The 17497-nt window shown below is 46.9% G+C and carries 19 protein-coding genes and 1 pseudogene; 7 read left to right on the forward strand and 13 right to left on the reverse strand.

What is annotated here, in order from left to right:
* Nucleotides 1-246 precede the first annotated feature (246 nt).
* The 7 genes from NKT06_RS07525 (at nucleotide 247) to NKT06_RS07555 (ending at nucleotide 7067) form a co-directional block, all read left to right on the forward strand.
* Entirely contained in the window at nucleotides 247-714 is a 468-nt protein-coding gene (locus tag NKT06_RS07525; protein WP_253432047.1) for a DinB family protein, read from the forward strand.
* A 107-nt stretch (nucleotides 715-821) separates the two neighbouring features.
* On the forward strand, nucleotides 822-1781 hold the full coding sequence (locus NKT06_RS07530) for an aminoglycoside phosphotransferase family protein (protein ID WP_253432049.1): 960 nt from the start codon (nucleotides 822-824) through the stop codon (nucleotides 1779-1781).
* Nucleotides 1778-2512 carry a response regulator transcription factor gene (locus NKT06_RS07535; protein ID WP_017689932.1) on the forward strand — a complete coding sequence of 245 codons (735 nt, stop codon included), beginning with the start codon at nucleotides 1778-1780 and terminating at the stop codon, nucleotides 2510-2512. The genes NKT06_RS07530 and NKT06_RS07535 overlap by 4 nt, the downstream gene beginning before the upstream one ends.
* Nucleotides 2513-2566: 54 nt before the next feature.
* The gene (locus NKT06_RS07540) at nucleotides 2567-3700 is read left to right on the forward strand and encodes a sensor histidine kinase (RefSeq protein ID WP_253432051.1); all 1134 of its coding nucleotides are present in this window, start codon (nucleotides 2567-2569) and stop codon (nucleotides 3698-3700) included.
* A 99-nt stretch (nucleotides 3701-3799) separates the two neighbouring features.
* Nucleotides 3800-4540, forward strand: coding sequence for a hypothetical protein (locus tag NKT06_RS07545; protein WP_253432053.1), 741 nt, complete (start codon nucleotides 3800-3802; stop codon nucleotides 4538-4540).
* 20 nt (nucleotides 4541-4560) lie between these two features.
* Nucleotides 4561-6399 (forward strand): transglycosylase domain-containing protein, encoded by a 1839-nt coding sequence (locus tag NKT06_RS07550; protein ID WP_253432055.1) that lies wholly within the window; start codon nucleotides 4561-4563, stop codon nucleotides 6397-6399.
* A gap of 116 nt (nucleotides 6400-6515) precedes the next feature.
* Nucleotides 6516-7067 carry a DUF2569 family protein gene (locus tag NKT06_RS07555; RefSeq protein ID WP_253432057.1) on the forward strand — a complete coding sequence of 184 codons (552 nt, stop codon included), beginning with the start codon at nucleotides 6516-6518 and terminating at the stop codon, nucleotides 7065-7067.
* A 102-nt stretch (nucleotides 7068-7169) separates the two neighbouring features.
* Here NKT06_RS07555 and NKT06_RS07560 read toward each other — a convergent pair whose 3' ends face one another.
* The 13 genes and pseudogenes from NKT06_RS07560 to NKT06_RS07620 form a co-directional block, all read right to left on the reverse strand.
* Complete coding sequence (locus tag NKT06_RS07560; RefSeq protein ID WP_253432060.1) at nucleotides 7170-7628, reverse strand: threonine/serine exporter family protein; 459 nt, start codon at nucleotides 7626-7628, stop codon at nucleotides 7170-7172.
* A gap of 18 nt (nucleotides 7629-7646) precedes the next feature.
* Nucleotides 7647-8408: a threonine/serine exporter family protein gene (locus tag NKT06_RS07565; protein WP_253442433.1), complete on the reverse strand. Its 762-nt coding sequence runs from the start codon at nucleotides 8406-8408 to the stop codon at nucleotides 7647-7649.
* A 246-nt stretch (nucleotides 8409-8654) separates the two neighbouring features.
* Nucleotides 8655-8960 (reverse strand): hypothetical protein, encoded by a 306-nt coding sequence (locus NKT06_RS07570; protein ID WP_036610673.1) that lies wholly within the window; start codon nucleotides 8958-8960, stop codon nucleotides 8655-8657.
* Nucleotides 8961-9024: 64 nt separating this feature from the next.
* Entirely contained in the window at nucleotides 9025-10068 is a 1044-nt protein-coding gene (locus tag NKT06_RS07575) for a S66 family peptidase (protein WP_253432064.1), read from the reverse strand.
* Nucleotides 10069-10162: 94 nt separating this feature from the next.
* On the reverse strand, nucleotides 10163-11479 hold the full coding sequence (locus NKT06_RS07580) for a DUF4179 domain-containing protein (RefSeq protein WP_253432066.1): 1317 nt from the start codon (nucleotides 11477-11479) through the stop codon (nucleotides 10163-10165).
* A complete protein-coding gene (locus tag NKT06_RS07585) occupies nucleotides 11476-11991 on the reverse strand; it encodes an RNA polymerase sigma factor (protein ID WP_253432069.1) in 516 nt (171 codons plus the stop codon). Before NKT06_RS07585 ends, NKT06_RS07580 begins: the two co-directional genes overlap by 4 nt.
* Before the next feature lie 222 nt (nucleotides 11992-12213).
* A complete protein-coding gene (locus NKT06_RS07590) occupies nucleotides 12214-12741 on the reverse strand; it encodes an ankyrin repeat domain-containing protein (RefSeq protein ID WP_253432073.1) in 528 nt (175 codons plus the stop codon).
* Between the two features lie 33 nt (nucleotides 12742-12774).
* Nucleotides 12775-13179, reverse strand: coding sequence for an NUDIX domain-containing protein (locus NKT06_RS07595; RefSeq protein ID WP_253442435.1), 405 nt, complete (start codon nucleotides 13177-13179; stop codon nucleotides 12775-12777).
* Nucleotides 13180-13395: 216 nt separating this feature from the next.
* A pseudogene (locus NKT06_RS07600) lies at nucleotides 13396-13884 on the reverse strand (GNAT family N-acetyltransferase); the annotation flags it as partial.
* A 148-nt stretch (nucleotides 13885-14032) separates the two neighbouring features.
* A complete protein-coding gene (gene flgB, locus NKT06_RS07605; RefSeq protein ID WP_253432078.1) occupies nucleotides 14033-14443 on the reverse strand; it encodes a flagellar basal body rod protein FlgB in 411 nt (136 codons plus the stop codon).
* Between the two features lie 184 nt (nucleotides 14444-14627).
* Nucleotides 14628-15443: an adenosylmethionine decarboxylase gene (speD, locus tag NKT06_RS07610; RefSeq protein ID WP_253432081.1), complete on the reverse strand. Its 816-nt coding sequence runs from the start codon at nucleotides 15441-15443 to the stop codon at nucleotides 14628-14630.
* A 167-nt stretch (nucleotides 15444-15610) separates the two neighbouring features.
* On the reverse strand, nucleotides 15611-16189 hold the full coding sequence (locus tag NKT06_RS07615) for an SLOG family protein (protein ID WP_253442437.1): 579 nt from the start codon (nucleotides 16187-16189) through the stop codon (nucleotides 15611-15613).
* 59 nt (nucleotides 16190-16248) lie between these two features.
* On the reverse strand, nucleotides 16249-17397 hold the full coding sequence (locus tag NKT06_RS07620) for an RluA family pseudouridine synthase (protein WP_253432084.1): 1149 nt from the start codon (nucleotides 17395-17397) through the stop codon (nucleotides 16249-16251).
* Nucleotides 17398-17497 lie beyond the last annotated feature (100 nt).

Genomic DNA, 17497 nt, shown 5'->3' on the forward strand with positions numbered 1-17497 from the left:
TTTACACTGCACACTCCGATGACAGAACAACCTTCTGATCGCTGTTATCCCCAGATTTTTTTAATTCCTTTTATAAAGGGGAAATCCGGGGATAAAGGCGAACGCTCCGCTTCTTCAGGTCCTTTCTGTCCTCTACGTTCTCGTGTAAATGAGTAGTTCAATTTATATAGATTTGGGGTATATATTAGGGAGGGATATCTTGGTTGAAAATAGAACATATGTTCTGTATAATAGGATAAAAAGGAAGTGTATCTGTTGATTCAATCTGCGTTCAAACATATTGACGTGGCCGTAACATCGTTGATTGATATATGTGATCAGTTGTCGGAAGAAGATTTGGCTTTGACACCGATTGAAGGTAAACGGCCTGTTGGAGAGCTACTAGCCCATCTGTCTGTGATCTGCCGAGCGGATGTTTATATTTCCGAAGGTGCATCGGAGGAAGAGATGGCTCAATTCTATGCAGAGAATCAGGTGCATTCGCTCCATGAGATCAAGCAGGCTCTGATTGATAACCAGATGTATCTATACCAACGATACAGGCAGTTTAACACGGAAGAGTTACTGCATGTGACGGATTCATACTGGGGAGCCTCCTATAGTCGGCTGGAGTGGTTGCTTGAGATTATGGGACATGTGTATCATCACAGAGGACAATTGTATACAATGCTGACCCTGACGGGCAAAGAACCCGAATCAGTGCTTTTTAAATAGAAATGAGTAGAATACATACTAGCATGTTATAGGAAACATTACAGGTTAAAGTGGGAATAGACCGACGATACTGCACGTTATACGTGAAATAACGGAGGATTCGGGACGTGGAACAACACAATACATGGAATGCATCATCGATGAACAATATGTTGATTGACAGGTTAAAACAGATTCCTGAACTTGGTCAGGCTACGCGGATTGAACCGGTTATGAAGGGTTATTCAGCGGATGCTAAATTCAAAATGTTTGTCCCTGGCTATGGCCATGTGTTGGTAAGGGTATATGATGTTGCTGAGGAATGGACGAAGCAAAAGGAATACCAATGCTTGAAGAGCATGCAACAATTAGGTGTACTGTGTCCGACAACGTTGGGCACAGGTAGATTGGATGAGAAGAAAGGATATATGATTCTTAGCTACATCGAAGGCGAAGATGCTTCCGAGAGACTGCCTCAACTGAATGAACAGCAACAGTGGGCCGTTGGCTTGGAAGCAGGAGCGCAGTTACAGCTGATTCACCAGTTGCCGATGGAGGAACAGACCGAATCATGGTACATACGCAAGAGCACGAAGCATCAACGTTACATGGAGCGCTATAAACAGTGCCCGATCGTGATGAAAGAGGATCAGGCTATTCTTACGTTTATCGCAGACCATCTCGATTGGATGAAAAATCGTCCAGATGGATTTCAGCATGATGATTTCCACCCGAGCAATCTTGTCGTTAAGCAGGATAAGCTCGCAGGAGTAATTGATTTTAATCGTTATGATCAAGGTGATCCCATTCATGAATTTTTGAAGCTGGGTTTGTTTGCTTCGGAGATCAGTATTCCATATTCCATAGGTCAGATTCAGGGTTACTTCGATGGCAAAGAACCGGATGAATTATTCTGGAGATTGTATTCACTGTATACGGCTATGGCGCTGGTGTCTTCGGTGGTATGGATTCAGCAGGTGAAGCCGGAAGAGACACATGAGATGATGACCAGGATCGAGCGTGTCCGTGAAGATCATGATGATTTTCGAAGTTTCATCCCTCGGTGGTATACTTTGAACAGATCATGAATTATGGAAGGGAAAGGAATAATGCCGTGGCACAGCCAGCAACCATTCTGCTTGTGGATGATGAGCAGGAGATTATTAAACTGATGGAAATTTATTTTGGCAACGAGGGTTATCGGATTCTTACTGCGAATGATGGGCTTGAAGCGTTGGAACAATTGAAAAAAGAGTCGATTGATCTCATTATTCTGGATGTCATGATGCCGAATATGGACGGAATTGAAGCTTGTATGAAAATTCGGGAAGAGCAGAAAATGCCGATTATTATGTTGTCCGCCAAAAGCATGGATATGGATAAAATCACAGGCCTAAGCATCGGTGCTGATGATTATGTGACCAAGCCGTTTAACCCGCTTGAACTTGTCGCACGGGCGAAATCTCAGCTGCGCAGGTATCATACCTTCAATGAAGGTCGTGAGAACAAAGAGCACGAGTGGGTTATTGATGATCTGGTAATTAATACCGATACACATGAAGTATGGGTGGATGAGCAGCCGGTTCGTCTGACTCCGCGTGAATTTGCTGTTCTTGAACTACTGGCTCGTCACCAAGGTTCAGTACTTAGTATGGAACAGATCTATCGTCAAGTCTGGAAAGAAGAATTCATGGAGTCGAACAATACCGTCATGGTGCATATTCGCAAGATTCGTGAGAAAATTGAACTCGACAGCAAACATCCCAAGTTCATTCAGACCGTATGGGGTGTTGGTTATAAGATGATCAAACCGCAATAAACATGACATCCACAGGATATCATTTGACATGAACACATTCAGGGAGTTCCTACTATGAATTCAAAGTTGATTAATACAGTCCGATGGAAATTTATCTATGCATTTTTGCTGAGCGGCATATTAACTGCAGTTATGTTGTACGGGGGCAGTCAAGTGGGGCAGACCATTCTGGAAGCTCAGACATATCCCAATTATTCCATTCCAGCCCAAGGGATCAGATGGTTGGTGAATAATATCGGTTCGGTGCCTTTAATGATTGTGGTAGGCGTGCTCTGTTTTGTGCTGTTTTTTTTCCTGTTCTCTCGCAAGGTGATGCGGGTTCTGGACGAAATAACGGCAGGAATTCAGGAAGTTGCCAAAGGAGAGCTTTCCCATCGCATCGAAGTGAAGACTTCGGATGAATTCGGAGTGGTGGCTGCAAGTATTAATCAGATGGCTGAACAATTGCAGTTATCGCTTCAGGAAGAGCGTAATGCAGTCGCTGCCAAAAACGATCTGATTACGGGGATATCACATGATCTGAGAACACCGCTCACTTCTATTCTGGGATTTCTGGAGTACATTGAGAAGGATCGCTACCAGGATGAGATTGAGATGCGCTATTACGTTAGCATTGCCTATGAGAAATCCTTGACTCTTCGTAAGCTGATCGATGACTTATTCGAATATACGCGTGTGAGTGGCGGGAGTCTTCCATTGTCTTTGCAGGCGTTGAACCTGAATTCGTTTCTGATGCAGTTGGCTGAAGAGTTTGCTCCCATGCTGGAGGCTGCTGGGATGACCTACAATATCGTCGGCGGACAAGAGCCACTATGGATACAGGCTGCTCCGGGGGAGCTTGTAAGAGCGTATGAGAATCTGTTCAGCAATGCCATTCGGTATGGTTCGCAAGGTAAACGAATGGAGATTGGACTGGCTCTTGAAGGTAAAGAGGCTGTAGTCCGCATCAGTAATTATGGTGAATCGATTCCGGCACAAGATCTGCCACATCTATTTGATCGATTCTATCGTGTGGATAAATCCCGTTCCCGGGAAACGGGAGGCACGGGTCTCGGCCTGGCGATTGCCAAATCGATGATTGAATTACATCGAGGAAGTATCGCTGCCTACAGTGAAAATGGCAGAACGGATTTTGTTACCCGATTCCCTGTAACTACTGCTCCACCAAGTAATTACTCAGAAGAATAATAATTAAGAAATTGGTAAGAAGTTAACTACTTCCTCATTAAGAAATATTCGGTATGCTACCTCTATTACCATATTGTTATATGGAGGAGGATACCGAATATGAAGTCCCGATTCAGTACTGTAAGACTAAGATACATATACATTGGAGGAGCAAGCGCGTTACTGAGCGCAGCGCTCCTTTTTGTCGTTTATCACGTGCTACGATTTGCGCATAACCATGTCCTTCCTAATACAGCATGGATAACGCGTATGATGAACTGGGGAATCAACCATATCGGCACAAAGCCGTTCTTCATCTTCATTGGCGGAGCTTTGTTTGCGATCTTTTTCTGGATTCGATCCCAGAAGATTGCGGAAGATCTCAGTCAACTTGCACGCGGAACAGCCGAACTTGCCTTGGGCCACAAACCTGGAAGAATTGATGTTCTAAGTGGTGGTGAATTAAAACAAATTGCTACCAATCTGAATACGATTGCGTCTCTCCTGCATGAGGAAAGGCTGAGCATATCAGAACGGAAACATGAGAGAAGAGAGATAGAGGTAGCGTCTATTAACAATGAGCAACCTGATCTAAAGCAACATGTGGAAGAAGACAAGGAGAATGCTCAGACTAGTTCTGCACAGGTTGACTTACCGATAAAGCTTACCCTATACGGCGTCCGTTCCTCTCTGGATGAAATCATCCAAGGGCGCTGTCAGGACGAGGTAGAAGTTCAGCATTGGGTCAGGTTGGCGTATAAACAGACATTGCTGCTTCAACATGCTCTGGAGATTACACAACGGGATGGACAGGAACGCGGAGTTTCAGTTGAACAGGTACACAAGGAGCCTAAATGTTGAAGCACAGGGGCAAGCGATGGATGTATTACGTATTTGATACAGCAGTGGTTGGAGTTGTGATGTTGGCGCTTTTCTATCTCTATCTGATTACTTATGGCGAAGGGGTACTTCGCAATCGTCCCGAGGCTATGCAGGTGGCCGCTTCAACCATTATTACCAATGCAGAGGGGACCGAAATTTCGAGGTTGCTTACTCAGACCAAAGGGTATTCGGAATATGCTGATCTGAACGCCATGCCGGATTTATTAAAGATGGCTTTTTTGGTTACAGAAGATCGACGTTTCTACAACCATGATGGACTGGATTTCATCGGTCTCGGCAGGGCCATTGTGCAAGACATTATACATATGAATCTGAGTCAGGGAGGAAGCTCCATCACGCAGCAATTGGCAAGAAATCTGTACTTGAATGGGGATAAAACCTTGAATCGAAAGGTGAATGAGATGTCGATTGCGATGGCCCTTGAGAAGAAATACAGCAAGGATGAAATTCTGGAGATGTATCTGAATCAGATCTACATGGGACGCCAGCAGTATGGTGTAAAAGCGGCAGCCTGGCGGTATTTTGGAATGAAGGATATGCATCAGTTGGAACTATGGCAGATTGCTACATTGGCCGGAATGCCCAAAGGTCCATCCATATACAATCCAGTAGATCATCCTGAACTTTCCAAACAAAGACGTGCCGTTATCCTAGGATTAATGCATGAACAGGGACTAATTACACGAAAGCAGATGCTCGAAGCTTGTAGTGTCGATTACAGGCCGCCTGAAACTGTATTGAATGCAGCAACTTCATCGGGCTTGAGCGAGCCCGCATATGTGTCTGCCGTAGATGCTGTGATTCAGGAGGCTTCCCGGCTCACAGGTAAAAGTGAAGCGGAGATTCAATCGGCAGGTTGGGTTATTCAAACCGGGCTGGACCAACAGGCGCAACTGGCGATGGAAGAAACATTTGCAGACACTACCCGATTCCCCGATGACCGCCAAGACGAACTGGTTCAGGCAAGTATGGTTATTATCGACCAGCATAACGGTGAAGTGAAAGCGATGATGGGGGGACGTAATCCCTCGAAAGGGGGCATCAACCGGGCGATTATGGATGCAAGGCAGCCAGGCTCTTCTTTTAAACCGATTATTGCATATGGCCCTGCGTTGGAGTTAGGGAAGTTCAAGCCAGAGAGCATACTGCCGGATAAACGCATGAGTTATGGCAACTATCAGCCCAGCAATCTGGGTGGGCGTTACAGCGGTTCAATATCGATGTCCCAAGCTCTGCAAAAGTCCATCAATGCCCCAGCCGTATGGCTGCTTCATGAAACTGGACTGAAATACGCACATCAATTTGCGGCACGACTCGGTATTGAACTGGGGAAAGAAGACCTGAACCTCTCGATTGCCTTGGGAGGTGTGCATCAGGGGGTGTCTCCAATGAAGATGGCACAGGCCTATACCGTGTTTGCGAATAATGGAAAGTTGAACACAGCCCATCTGATACGCCAGATAACAGATTCCCGTGGACGAACAATCTACGCTCATAAGTCGGAAAATAAGCAGGTAATCTCCTCTAGCACGGCGAATGCCATGACCAGAATGCTGCAAAATGTAGTCAGTCAGGAAACAGGGAGTCGGGCACAGTTAGGTCAGCACAAGGTAGCAGGTAAAACGGGAACAACACAGGCTGCATTACCTGGTGTGGGAAGGGAGGCCAATCGGGATCTGTGGTTTGTGGGCTATACGAGTAATTGGACTGCGGCGGTCTGGATGGGATTTGATCATACGGATGCAGAACATTATATGAGGTCAGGGAGTGGTGTCGCAGCGGATTTGTTCGCAACGGTAATGAAACGAGCGATGTAATAGACGTCGAAGTGAGGGAGATCATAGGCCAGACGCTCCGTTCGTCCTCTAAAATACACAGAATCTAGATTTTAATGTATAATATGTTTTCTTATCTAGTGTAAAAGGAGGTTGAAATGGAAGTTAAATACAGTAAATCGGATGCAGATACGGATATGAACTCGCTGCAATCCAAAACCGGTATCAGACCGGAACGGCCTGGTATCTCCGGATTAGGTGGATGGCTTATTTTAATCCAGATCAGTCTTTGGCTTGCCTTGGTGTTTCTCATCTCGGATGTATCGCAGGTGAATGTCATCATGGACCCTGCCCGATGGGAAGTCGGCCGTGGTGTTGACCCGCAGATCTACACGGAGATGATTCGTCCACTCCTGTGGTTTGGCTTCATAAGTAGTATCATTTTATTGATAATCGTTATCGTGAATCTCATTCTTTTATATAAACGGAAGAGACAGTTTCCACGAATGATGATGGTGATGTACGTGATGAATGTGATCATAAGCATCGTGACCTGGATTCTGATTGCGCGAAATGAAATCCCAAGAGAACAGCATGTACTTGATGCAACTCCGGCTTTTCATCTGATTGTACGATCCATTCTGGTGTGTTGTATCTTCATTCCGTATTTCCTGAGGTCGGTACGTGTGAAGAATACGTTTGTGAAGTAAAAAGGATGAATTGGAATAGTAATACGTAAGGCCCGCTGGCATACAAGAGTTCATCCTGTGTGCTAACGGGCCTTACGTGTGTTACATATGTGGGAAAAATAATCATTTCGATGATGATTTGGTCCGGATCGAGGCGGGAATTCGGCGTATCATCTGGTTTAATACCTCGGACAGCACAAGGCCTACGGCAATAGCGCCGGATAACATGAGTGCCTTGGCGGCCATCTCCATGGCGGCACTGTAGTCATTTTGCACAAAACTCCGCATCGCATTATACGCCAGCCCACCAGGAACCAGGGGAATGATCCCTGCAACGCTGAAGATGATGACGGGGGCACGAAACATGCGAGAGAATATCTGGCTGATGACACCAACGGCTATGGTCGCTGCAAGGGTAGCAGGCACCGCATCCGCTGCGTATTCAAGCACGATATAGATAATCCAGCCGATCATGCCGACAAATCCACCGTGGAGCAGCATGCGCCGTGGTGCGTTGAAGATGATCCCAAACGCGGCTGAAGCGACAAAACTGGTTAAGGCTTGTTCAATAAAATGGAGCATATCCTGCATTCCTCCGTCTTACATAAAAAGTGAAAATACAACTGCAATACCAGTACCTATGGCAAAGGCGGTCAGAAATGCCTCGGCTCCCTTGGATAATCCGGATACGAGATGTCCGGCCATCAGGTCGCGTACAGCGTTGGTAATTAGCAGCCCGGGAACCAGCGGCATAACCGAACCGATAATAATTTTGTCCCGTTCATGGCCCACTCCCATATAGATCAGGAGAAAAGCGAGTAAGCCAATAACGAAGGATGCCGTAAGCTCGGCAAAGAATTTGACCCGTACTAGTCGGTGAAAGGCAATAACGGCTGCATAACCTATACCCCCGCAGATCAGCGCCGGAAGAAAGTCGCTCCAGCCTCCGCCAAACATAATGGTAAAACAACCACTGGATAACGCCGCGGCCCCAAGCTGTACGGCCGTTGAATAGGAGGAGGGCTTGCCTTCGATCTGTACCAACAGATCATGAGCTTCCTGAGCAGATAGCTCACCTTGTCCAATACGGCGGGAGACCGCATTCACCTCGGATACCTTATCCAGATCCGTCGTACGCTCGGAGATACGAATCAGCTTGGCGGGTTCGGTTGCATCAACAGAGAAGAAGATGCCTGTAGGCACAACGTAACTGTGTGAATGGGGTAAACCGAGCGCAGCGGCCATACGTTTCATCGTATCTTCCACACGGTAGGTTTCGCCACCGCTTTGCAGCATGATTTTGCCTGCGAGCAGACAGATGGCAATCACGCGGGATTGTTCAGTAGGGTTAGTGCCAATCATACCCGTCTCCACTTGTGATACGGGTGATGAATCATGACGTATGTATTCCAACCGGATCAAGCTCCGTTTCATAAGTGATATGGGGTGGTGCGACACCATTGTATCATATTTCACACGCTCGCAAAGAATCATACCGCACCATCGCCAAGACCCTAAAAAAGCTTCGTTCCCAAGACTTGAAGATCTCAGGAGCGAAGCTTCGTGGAACAAGGTTCGGATATAAACGGATCAACAGGAACAATACCCCTACATCAACAGGGTAATAACCAACAATTCATACAGCACAAGCGGCAAAATCGTGGGTCCAAACAAGGCGCGCGGTTCAGGGTATCCATGCATCGGGGTAACCTGGAGATACAAAATCCCCCGGTCTGCACTGATGATGACACCTTCCCACACTTGACCATCGATATTCTGGACTTGTACCTTCTTGCCTATATGCTGCCGAGCTGTATGATGAAGCATATTCCGCACACTTTGCACGGATTGAAGCATCGGTTGATTGGCTTGATACACGACACGCGTGGATGGCGTAGATGTGGATTCAGACATGATGCACAACCCTTCCTCAAAATAAGTTCTTACTTCAAGGTATGCATCTGCCTACAAAGGGTGATTACACAAACGCCATCTCCAGGCTCCCGCGTCCATTTTCATAGGCGACTTTGCCCAGTGCCCCATTCACAAAGGTTAACTGGGGCGGCATATGGCCAAGATCCACGTCATACAGTACAGGAACATCCAGATCCCCAAGTGCAGAGGAGAGAGCATCAGAGAAATTGAAATCCGCTGTATCGGAATAACCGGCAGGTCTGCCAAACATGAATCCTTTCACACCTGCAAACCAGCCAGCCTGTCTCATCTGCCACAGATGACGGTAAATATCTCCTGCGTTCATCTCACAGCTCTCCAGATACCAGATCGTTCCTTCGTCTGCACAGTACTGATCCAAATACGATTGGACGGGTGCATACGGGGTGCCGATCAGACAGGTGATAGTATCCATACAACCGCCGATCAGCCGACCGGAGAATGCCACAGCGGTGTCTGAATCTTCCGAGTTGCCGAGCTGTTTCCAGCGTGAGGGTGTGTCCAGGTTAAATCCAGGCAGGTCCATTTTCCATGCCGATTGATAATGTGTGGATGACGATTGTGTGATCTTTCCGCCGTATGCGGTCTGTAGAACATCTATCCAGCGCGCAGTCACCGGATCGAGGGCGTTTGATCTTAGATCAACATAATTGGTGCCATGTGCTGATGCTGTTCCGGTGAGCAGGGTGTATGCGAATAAGAACGTGCTGATATCCGAATATCCCATGACCCATTTGGGCGGCAATGTTCTCAAAGCTTCCCAATCCAGCAGGGGCAGGATATCCATGAGAAATTCCCCGCCCCATGGAGGGATAATGGCTTGAATAGTTGGATTGCGGAAAAATTCATTCATCTCTGCAGCGCGTTCCTCTTTGGAGGCACTCACACATTTGGTGTTGTGGCGGAGCGATGGGCTTTCTATCACGCCAAAACCAAGGCGCTCCATATTACGTTTACTTTCCTCAAGATAATGGTGCAAGGATTCGCCTACACCGCTGGAGGGTGCAGCTACACCGATGGTATTTCCCGGAGCGAGTGGCTGCGGATAACGGATGGAACGTTGATTCATTGTGAAAACACCCTTTCCTGTTCACTTTGCTCATCTTCATGAATATTTCCATTATATAGATTAATCCATTTATTGAAAGCACATTGCGTTTAGATTAAGGATTCACAGGAATATCAATAGAGAACGGTGCGCGAATTTGATCAGGATAAGAGAATATTTCCATTGTCAGATTTCCTTTGGCTGCGGCCCCATTTTTAATGACAACTCTTGCTTCAAAGACGGAAGGGCTCCAGCCTACTTCACTTATGTCGAATGGGTTCCCTTTACTGTCCTCGACATTGGTAAATGATAGCCCCGAAGTAGCATTTTGAGCGTCTGCAATTGAAAACTCGAGGATCAGATTATTGCCCTGGACTGAGCTTTTCAAAAATTTCAAATTTGATGGGCCACCTTGGATTTCACCCAATAATGGATCGATACTAATAACTAGTTCATTCTTATCCACTGCTGAAAGACCAGACCCTTGGAGCGTCAGTTTTTTCGGAGTGGAAAAATACATGCTTTCGAAAAAGACGGAATTTCCAGAGCCAGAGATGGAAGATGAATCCGTTCGCCATGCTCGGCCTTGCTCATCTACCAAATGCAGATCAGGAATGCCGAAGATTTTTTTGGTGTTGTTGCGATCATATTCGATGTCAAGTACAAGGCGAGTGGGATACAGAACGCCCTGTTTTACATGAATACGCTGCCCATCCACGGTCATTGTTTGGTTTACGGGGATGATTTTTTTCATGTCTTTCGTTAAGCTGTGATCCACTGGGAAGGTGACCTTCCACTTGTTATTCGTTTCCTTATCCTGTTCTTTAAATATAATGGTTAGCTCTTGTGGCGGTAAAGATTCGGTGAATGAGACATCGATTTTATCCTCATAAACACCACTTTCTGAAGCCGGTTTAGGTGAAGCGTAACTAAACGCAACAGGCAGATCTTTACCGTTCTCATCAAGCAAATCGATATCATAGTTGAATTTCTCGGGATCTTTCATACCTTTCATTGTGTAAAAAATAACCATGCGTGACTCGTCTGTGATAATGCCATCAACGGTCAAGGAAGTACCATCATGCTCGTCGGTGACACCGACTTTCTGTAAGAGGGACTGATCAATCGCCATCATTAATCCTTTGTCCTGGCGAATCATGCTAACAATGCCTTCCATGCCAGGCAATTGCTCCACGAAGGACGCAAAAGCGGGAGAGACACGGATACATCCCGTAAACAGCAGGATGAGGGCAGCTGCCGAGATGGAACTCATATACCAGCGCAGCCGGGACTTGCGTTTGCGGGCAGCCTGGCGAATTCCCGCTTGCACAGCCTGGGAGGCAGCATCCGGTACTGGCATGGTTTCGTATTCTGTCTTACGAGCATTCAGACGTTCTTCCAATGCGTCGAATGATTTTTGTTCATCCGTCATGAGGATGCATCTCCTTTCGTTTCAAGTTGATCCCGTAGCTGTCCGAGTGCCCGATGTAATCGGGATTTGACGGTTCCGGTCGGGATTTCCAGAATATCGGCGACTTCGGTTAGGGAGAAACCTTCAAAATAACTCAGGATAATAATCTGTTTGCAATCCCGATCAAGGTTGGATACGGCGGCAGCAAGATCAGGGTCGGCAGGACGATCCCAGCTGCTGGGTTCGTGAACTGTGGTATCCGGACTAAATCGACTTTTGCGTTTGCGTTCGTCTGCGCAGTAGTTGAGCAGAATGCGGATGAGCCAAGTGCCAAAGTAGGATGGCTCTTTTAATTTTTTGAGTTTACGGAATGCTCGGAAGGTTGATTCCTGAATTGCCTCCAGTGCATCACCTTCATTGTGCAGGTAGGCATAGGCAATACGGTACAGTCGGCTATGATGCAATTCCATTAAGGCTGCAAAAGCCTCGGCATCCCCTTTTTGTGCGGCGATAGTGAGCTGAGTAGGGGTCACATGGCTCCTCCTTTCATGGATATGTTGAGTATTAGACCGTGTGAGGCGTCAAACGGTTCTTGTTTTCTGAAAAAAATATGATGTATTACGATTTCTATAGAAGTTGAACTACGTATGTATACAGGAACGTAGAGGACAACACAAATAACCGTCAGACCTTCTCTTTGTACTGCAAAAAGAGTTCTGGCGGTTGTTCATGTTATGGTCCAAGCTACCTAAACATTATTGCTGCTGAGCTGCAACGGCTGCTCGCAGACATGAAGCTGTAGACGTGTTACCGCGTTCAAGTGCAATGTCCAGTGGGGGCTGACCCGCTGAGTTCAGCGCATGTGGATCTGCACCATGCTGGATTAATATCTCGATAAGTTCGGTCTGATCCGTATGAAATGCTGCGGAGTGCAGTGCATATTGGCCATCGCTATCCAGAATGCTTGAGGATGCGCCACGTTGGAGCAAAAGGCGGATCACTTCGGATGAACGTTCCCCGGCAAGAGCAGCATGCAGTGCAGTATTGGACGGAATAAACGAAATTTTGGAATGAGACAGGGCGTTAACATTGGCTCCGTGCTCCAGAAGAACACGAACTACTCCTGTTTGTCCATAATGAGAGGCATACCCCAGTGGAGTTAACCCATCCTGATTTTCAGTATTGGTGAGTTCCGGCTGAGAAGCGAGAATTCCAGCAATGGTTACCGCATCTCCAGCCTGTGCAGCCTGAAATAGTTGATTCATCTGATCTGCTTGATTCATAAGAAAGTCCTCCATCGGATGGAATATTAGAATTTACAGGGATTCATCATATAGCTTCTTCACAGCTTCCAGCCCAGGTACGGCAAAACAAGCGAGTGGAGAGGGCAGATCATGGAGCGGGAACCAGCCGATCTCACCAATGGCTCCGCCTTCTTCCAGATTACGAGCATGGCCGCCAATCACCTTGGTGGAATAGAGCACGGATATCCAATGTTCCTGCTGTTGTGGCTGGATGGTCTCCGCCGTGCAGAGCAGACTGTCGATGGCGATATCCAGATTCACTTCCTCCTTGATTTCACGGATGACGGCCGTCTCCAGTGATTCATAGGGATCTACTTTCCCGCCAGGAATACTCCAGGTGTGCTGTTCAGGCTGGCGATTTCGCCAAGCGAGAAGCACTTCGCCCCGCTCATTCAGGATGACCGCGCCTACGCCAATACGAGGTGAAGTGTCAGCATCACCTTTTGGATCTGAACGTAGTTCCGACAGGGACAGCGCAGCTTGTTCGTTCTCATAACGCTGTGAAAAATCAGTTACCATTTTTCCGGATTCGGCAGCAGGAGCAGAACGATTAGACCGGAACGACAAGGGAAGCCCAGACTGTACCGACCATTCTTCAGCAAGGATACTCATCGAGATCAGGTCATAATGCATGCCATCCCGCAAAACTGCAGAACGCTGGCGACCCTCTTCCCGAAATCCCGCTTTCAGGTACGCACGTCTCGCGGCTTCATTGTATTCGATGACTTCCAGCGCAATCCGGTTCAGGTTCAATTCGTGGAAGCCATACCGAAGAATCAGGGCGAGGGCATCGCTGCCATATCCTTTACCCCGATCATTTTCTTCACCGATGCCAATCGCCAGACGGGCGGAGCGATTGTTCCATTCAATCCGGTAGAGGGCGGTGAAGCCGATGAATCGATTTCCCTCCAGTGTACGTAATGCAAATTCAAAGCCGTTGTCTCGACGGACAGAGGAGGAACCTGTCTCATCCGGCGTTAATGGAACAGCAATATCGGTATCCATGTTGCGCAAATATTCGTAATCGTCCGTGAAGCGGGAGAGACGCATGCAATCTTCCGGGCATGGGGCCGCGAGTCTGACTTTGGAACCTTGAAAAGCATTTAAATGACGTGGAGCCATGTTGCACCTCTTTTGTTCGATATGAAATCTTTCATTTCATTCCATTATACTACGAACAGGAGCGGATACCGAAAAATGGCACTAAACAGTCTACACGCATTAAAAAACAACAAAAAAAAGCAGCCATTTCGGGCTGCTTGTACATTCATTATTTCAGATCATTCAATAAATTCTTCATTTTTTTGTAGTGACCACTGACCCGATCAACCATGTAGTTATACATGAGTTGGTTCTCTGAAAGGTCTGCCATTTCCTTGTCAATGTCAACGTTATTGTTGTTATTGTTCATCGTGGTTTCGTTGTTCTCGACAATTCGGTACTGTACGATGGAAGAATGGGGATCACTGACAGGGAAGTGTTTTTCATGAGTCCGCTTCATAGCGAGCTGATCTGTTTTGCCATTCTCAACGATCCGTCTCAGCTCTTCCTGAAACTCTACCGTTTTCTTTTTGTAGTTGGGCGTGTCTGCATTGGCTATGTTGTTGGTAATAGCATTGTGCTGTGCAGTAAGCGCTTGTAACAGTGATTCGTTACGTCTTGTGGTATTCGTTTCGATCACAGGCTCAGTCTCCTTCACTGCATAGGGATACAGTTAATCCTATAATAAAAAATAAAGTTGCACACTGTCAACATAACATAGAAAAAGACAAGCACATGCCGGAGGTCCTTGAAAAGAACCTTGCCTTCATGAAATCTTGTCTTAGACTTTGGCTGGCTTTATGGATCAGCCTTCGAACAGACTTTTAAGTGGGACGATTCATATTTTTGCCGTAATAGATCTCGTCCATCTCCAGCTTCAGCCACTCCGTAATCTCCTGTTGTTCCTTTTTGCTGAGCTTATCCTTGGTGTACCCAAACAGATAATTATCGAGGTCAAATTCCTTCAGCTTACATTTGGTGTGGAAAATATTCTCCTGATAGACGTTCACGTCAATCATGTCAAAGCTGTTCTTGATCTCGTCCGGAATATAATTCTGAATCGAGCCGATCTCATGGTCAATGAACAGCTTGCGTCCGCTGGTGTCCCGCGTGAAGCCACGTACCCGGTAATCCATCGTCATAATGTCTGTATCAAACGAGTGGATCAGATAATTAAGCGCCTTGAGCGGTGAAATCTCACCGCAGGTGGAGACGTCGATGTCCGCACGAAAGGTACTGATGCCTTCACTAGGGTGAAACTCTGGGTAGGTGTGCACCGTGATATGGCTTTTGTCCAGCTGCATAACGACGTTATCGGGCAGAGGACCGGGAGATTCATCGAGTGATTCTTCGGGGATCTCCACAATAGGACCTTCCGAGACAAGGATCGTCACACTGGCACCTTGAGGCACATAATCCTGCTTAGCAACATTCAACACGTGAGCCCCGATGATGTCGGAGACGTTGTTCAGAATCTTGCTCAGCCGGTCGGCGTTATATTGTTCATCAATATATTCAATGTAAGCTTCGCGTTCGTCTTTGGTTTTCGTATAACAGATATCGTACATATTGAAGCTCAGCGACTTGGTCAGGTTGTTAAATCCATGCAGTTGAATGCGCTGCTCTGGCGTAATTGTCATGGTTGCAGTTCCCCTTATCCCATACGACATATCATCGCAGTTATAATACTACTTATACCCAACCTGCCTCGAAAAAAAACATATGTACGTCATACGAAAGGCTAATCTCCTCTGATGATGGACGTGAATGGATGGACCTTGAACGGTCTGCATTGATCCAGCATGATTCAGAAGGAAGAATCGTCGAAGTCTACAATATCGTTCATGCGCTCATCCTCAGCTACCGATTGGATATCCTCTGAAGTGACACTGATGATCGTATAGTCCTCGTTCTGCTGTTTCTTCACGGCTTTTTCCTTCACAAAACGGGGACTGCCTTCCCCGGCATCTTCATCATAGACGAGCAGAAGACCGTCGCTTTTGCGCAGCAACAGGTCATCCCGGGCAGTGAACTGCCACGGCCCAATATAAGGTTGATTGCTAATCGCACCGTAATAGTCCACACCCGAGAGGATGGAACGGTAATACTCCTGCTTGTCTTCTTTCCATTGTTCCTCCGGGTTCTGAAAGGCAGTAATGATTGACAGTTTTAGATGCGGATACGTCTTCTTCAGATCAATCACCACTTCACAGGCCCACAGATCCACACCGTATTGTCCCGGCGTCAGCACCCATTCCAGACCATCCTCGACAAGAGGCGTTAAGCGGGAAGAGATGGCCTTTTTGATAAAAGGAATACCTTCATGCTTCTGTCCAAAAATCTGTAATTCATGTGCCCGGTAACCGGTAATCAACAGCTTTTTCAGTGTCCGTTCCTCCTTTCAGGCATGATCAATGGATCAGCCGATTCTCTATGAAGATGCAGTTATTTCGCAGGTGGAGCATCTGCACGGAACGGATACAGGAATGGTTTCGGAATATCCGTTTCAAATGACATCAATTCATTGGTTGTCGGATGAATAAATGAGAGTATACGTGCATGAAGTCCGAGACGGCCGAGGTCTCTTGTGCGTGCGCCATATTTTCGGTCACCGGCAATAGGATGTCCGAGATCTTCCATGTGCACGCGAATCTGATTTTTGCGACCTGTCTCCAGACGTACTTCCAGCAGAGAGAACTCGCGGTTCGACTTCAGACGTTTGTAATGTGTGATCGCATGTTGTCCATCATTTGGACGAGAGCTGGAGTACATTTTCAGCGTTTTGGTTTCCTTCAACCAGGAAGAGATAGTGCCTTCTTCTTTGGCTACTGCACCTTCAACAAGGGCAACGTAGACGCGGTCCTGCACATTTTCTTTCCAGTTGTTTTGCAGCTTCTGCTGCACTTCTTCACTTTTGGCAAACATCATCACACCCGACGTATCCCGATCCAGACGATGGACAACAAAGATCCGGTTGAGGGGATTGGTGCGGCGTACATGCTCCGTCAGTTGGCGATAAGCTGTCAGATCATCCGTCTTGTCAGCGGCAATGGACAACAGTCCGGCTTCCTTGCGAATCACAATGATATCATCGTCTTCATGCAAAATGTTAATGCCTGTCAAGGATGGAGCAGCGACTGCACCTTCTTTTCGAATGTAGACAATCTGACCTGGCGTCAGCGCTTCATTAAACTTGGTTACGACCTTCTGATCCACGGACACCTGTCCACGACCCAGTATGGACTTCACGGCATTCCGTCCCGACTTCAGATGTTGCAGCAAGAAGTTCAGCAGTTCGTCTGGTTCGGTTACTTTGTACTGGCGTGGTGGTTCCTGCTTACGGTAATAGGAATTGCCCGGGCGCTTGGAAGCACTGGCGTTTTTGGATTTGTTACCTCCGCCTTTCTTCGGTGCGGCCGTTGATTTGGCAACTAGTGGTTTCTTATTCTCCTCCGTATTGCGTGAAGCGGAAGCTCCTGATGATTTTGCAGATGAGAAGTTAGACTTGCCGGAACGTGCTACAGATGAACCTGCGTATGTTTTTCCCTTGGCCGAGGCTGATGTTTTGCCTGTTGGACGTTTGCGTTTATTCATGAATAGTAATCTCCTTCTGAACAGCCTGTACCGCTTGTGTGCATACGATCCGTTCATTTCGTTATGCAGTCCAATATACCATTAACAGTCGACAAATAAA

Source organism: Paenibacillus sp. 1781tsa1 (genome assembly GCF_024159265.1).
Taxonomy (GTDB): Bacteria; Bacillota; Bacilli; order Paenibacillales; family Paenibacillaceae; genus Paenibacillus.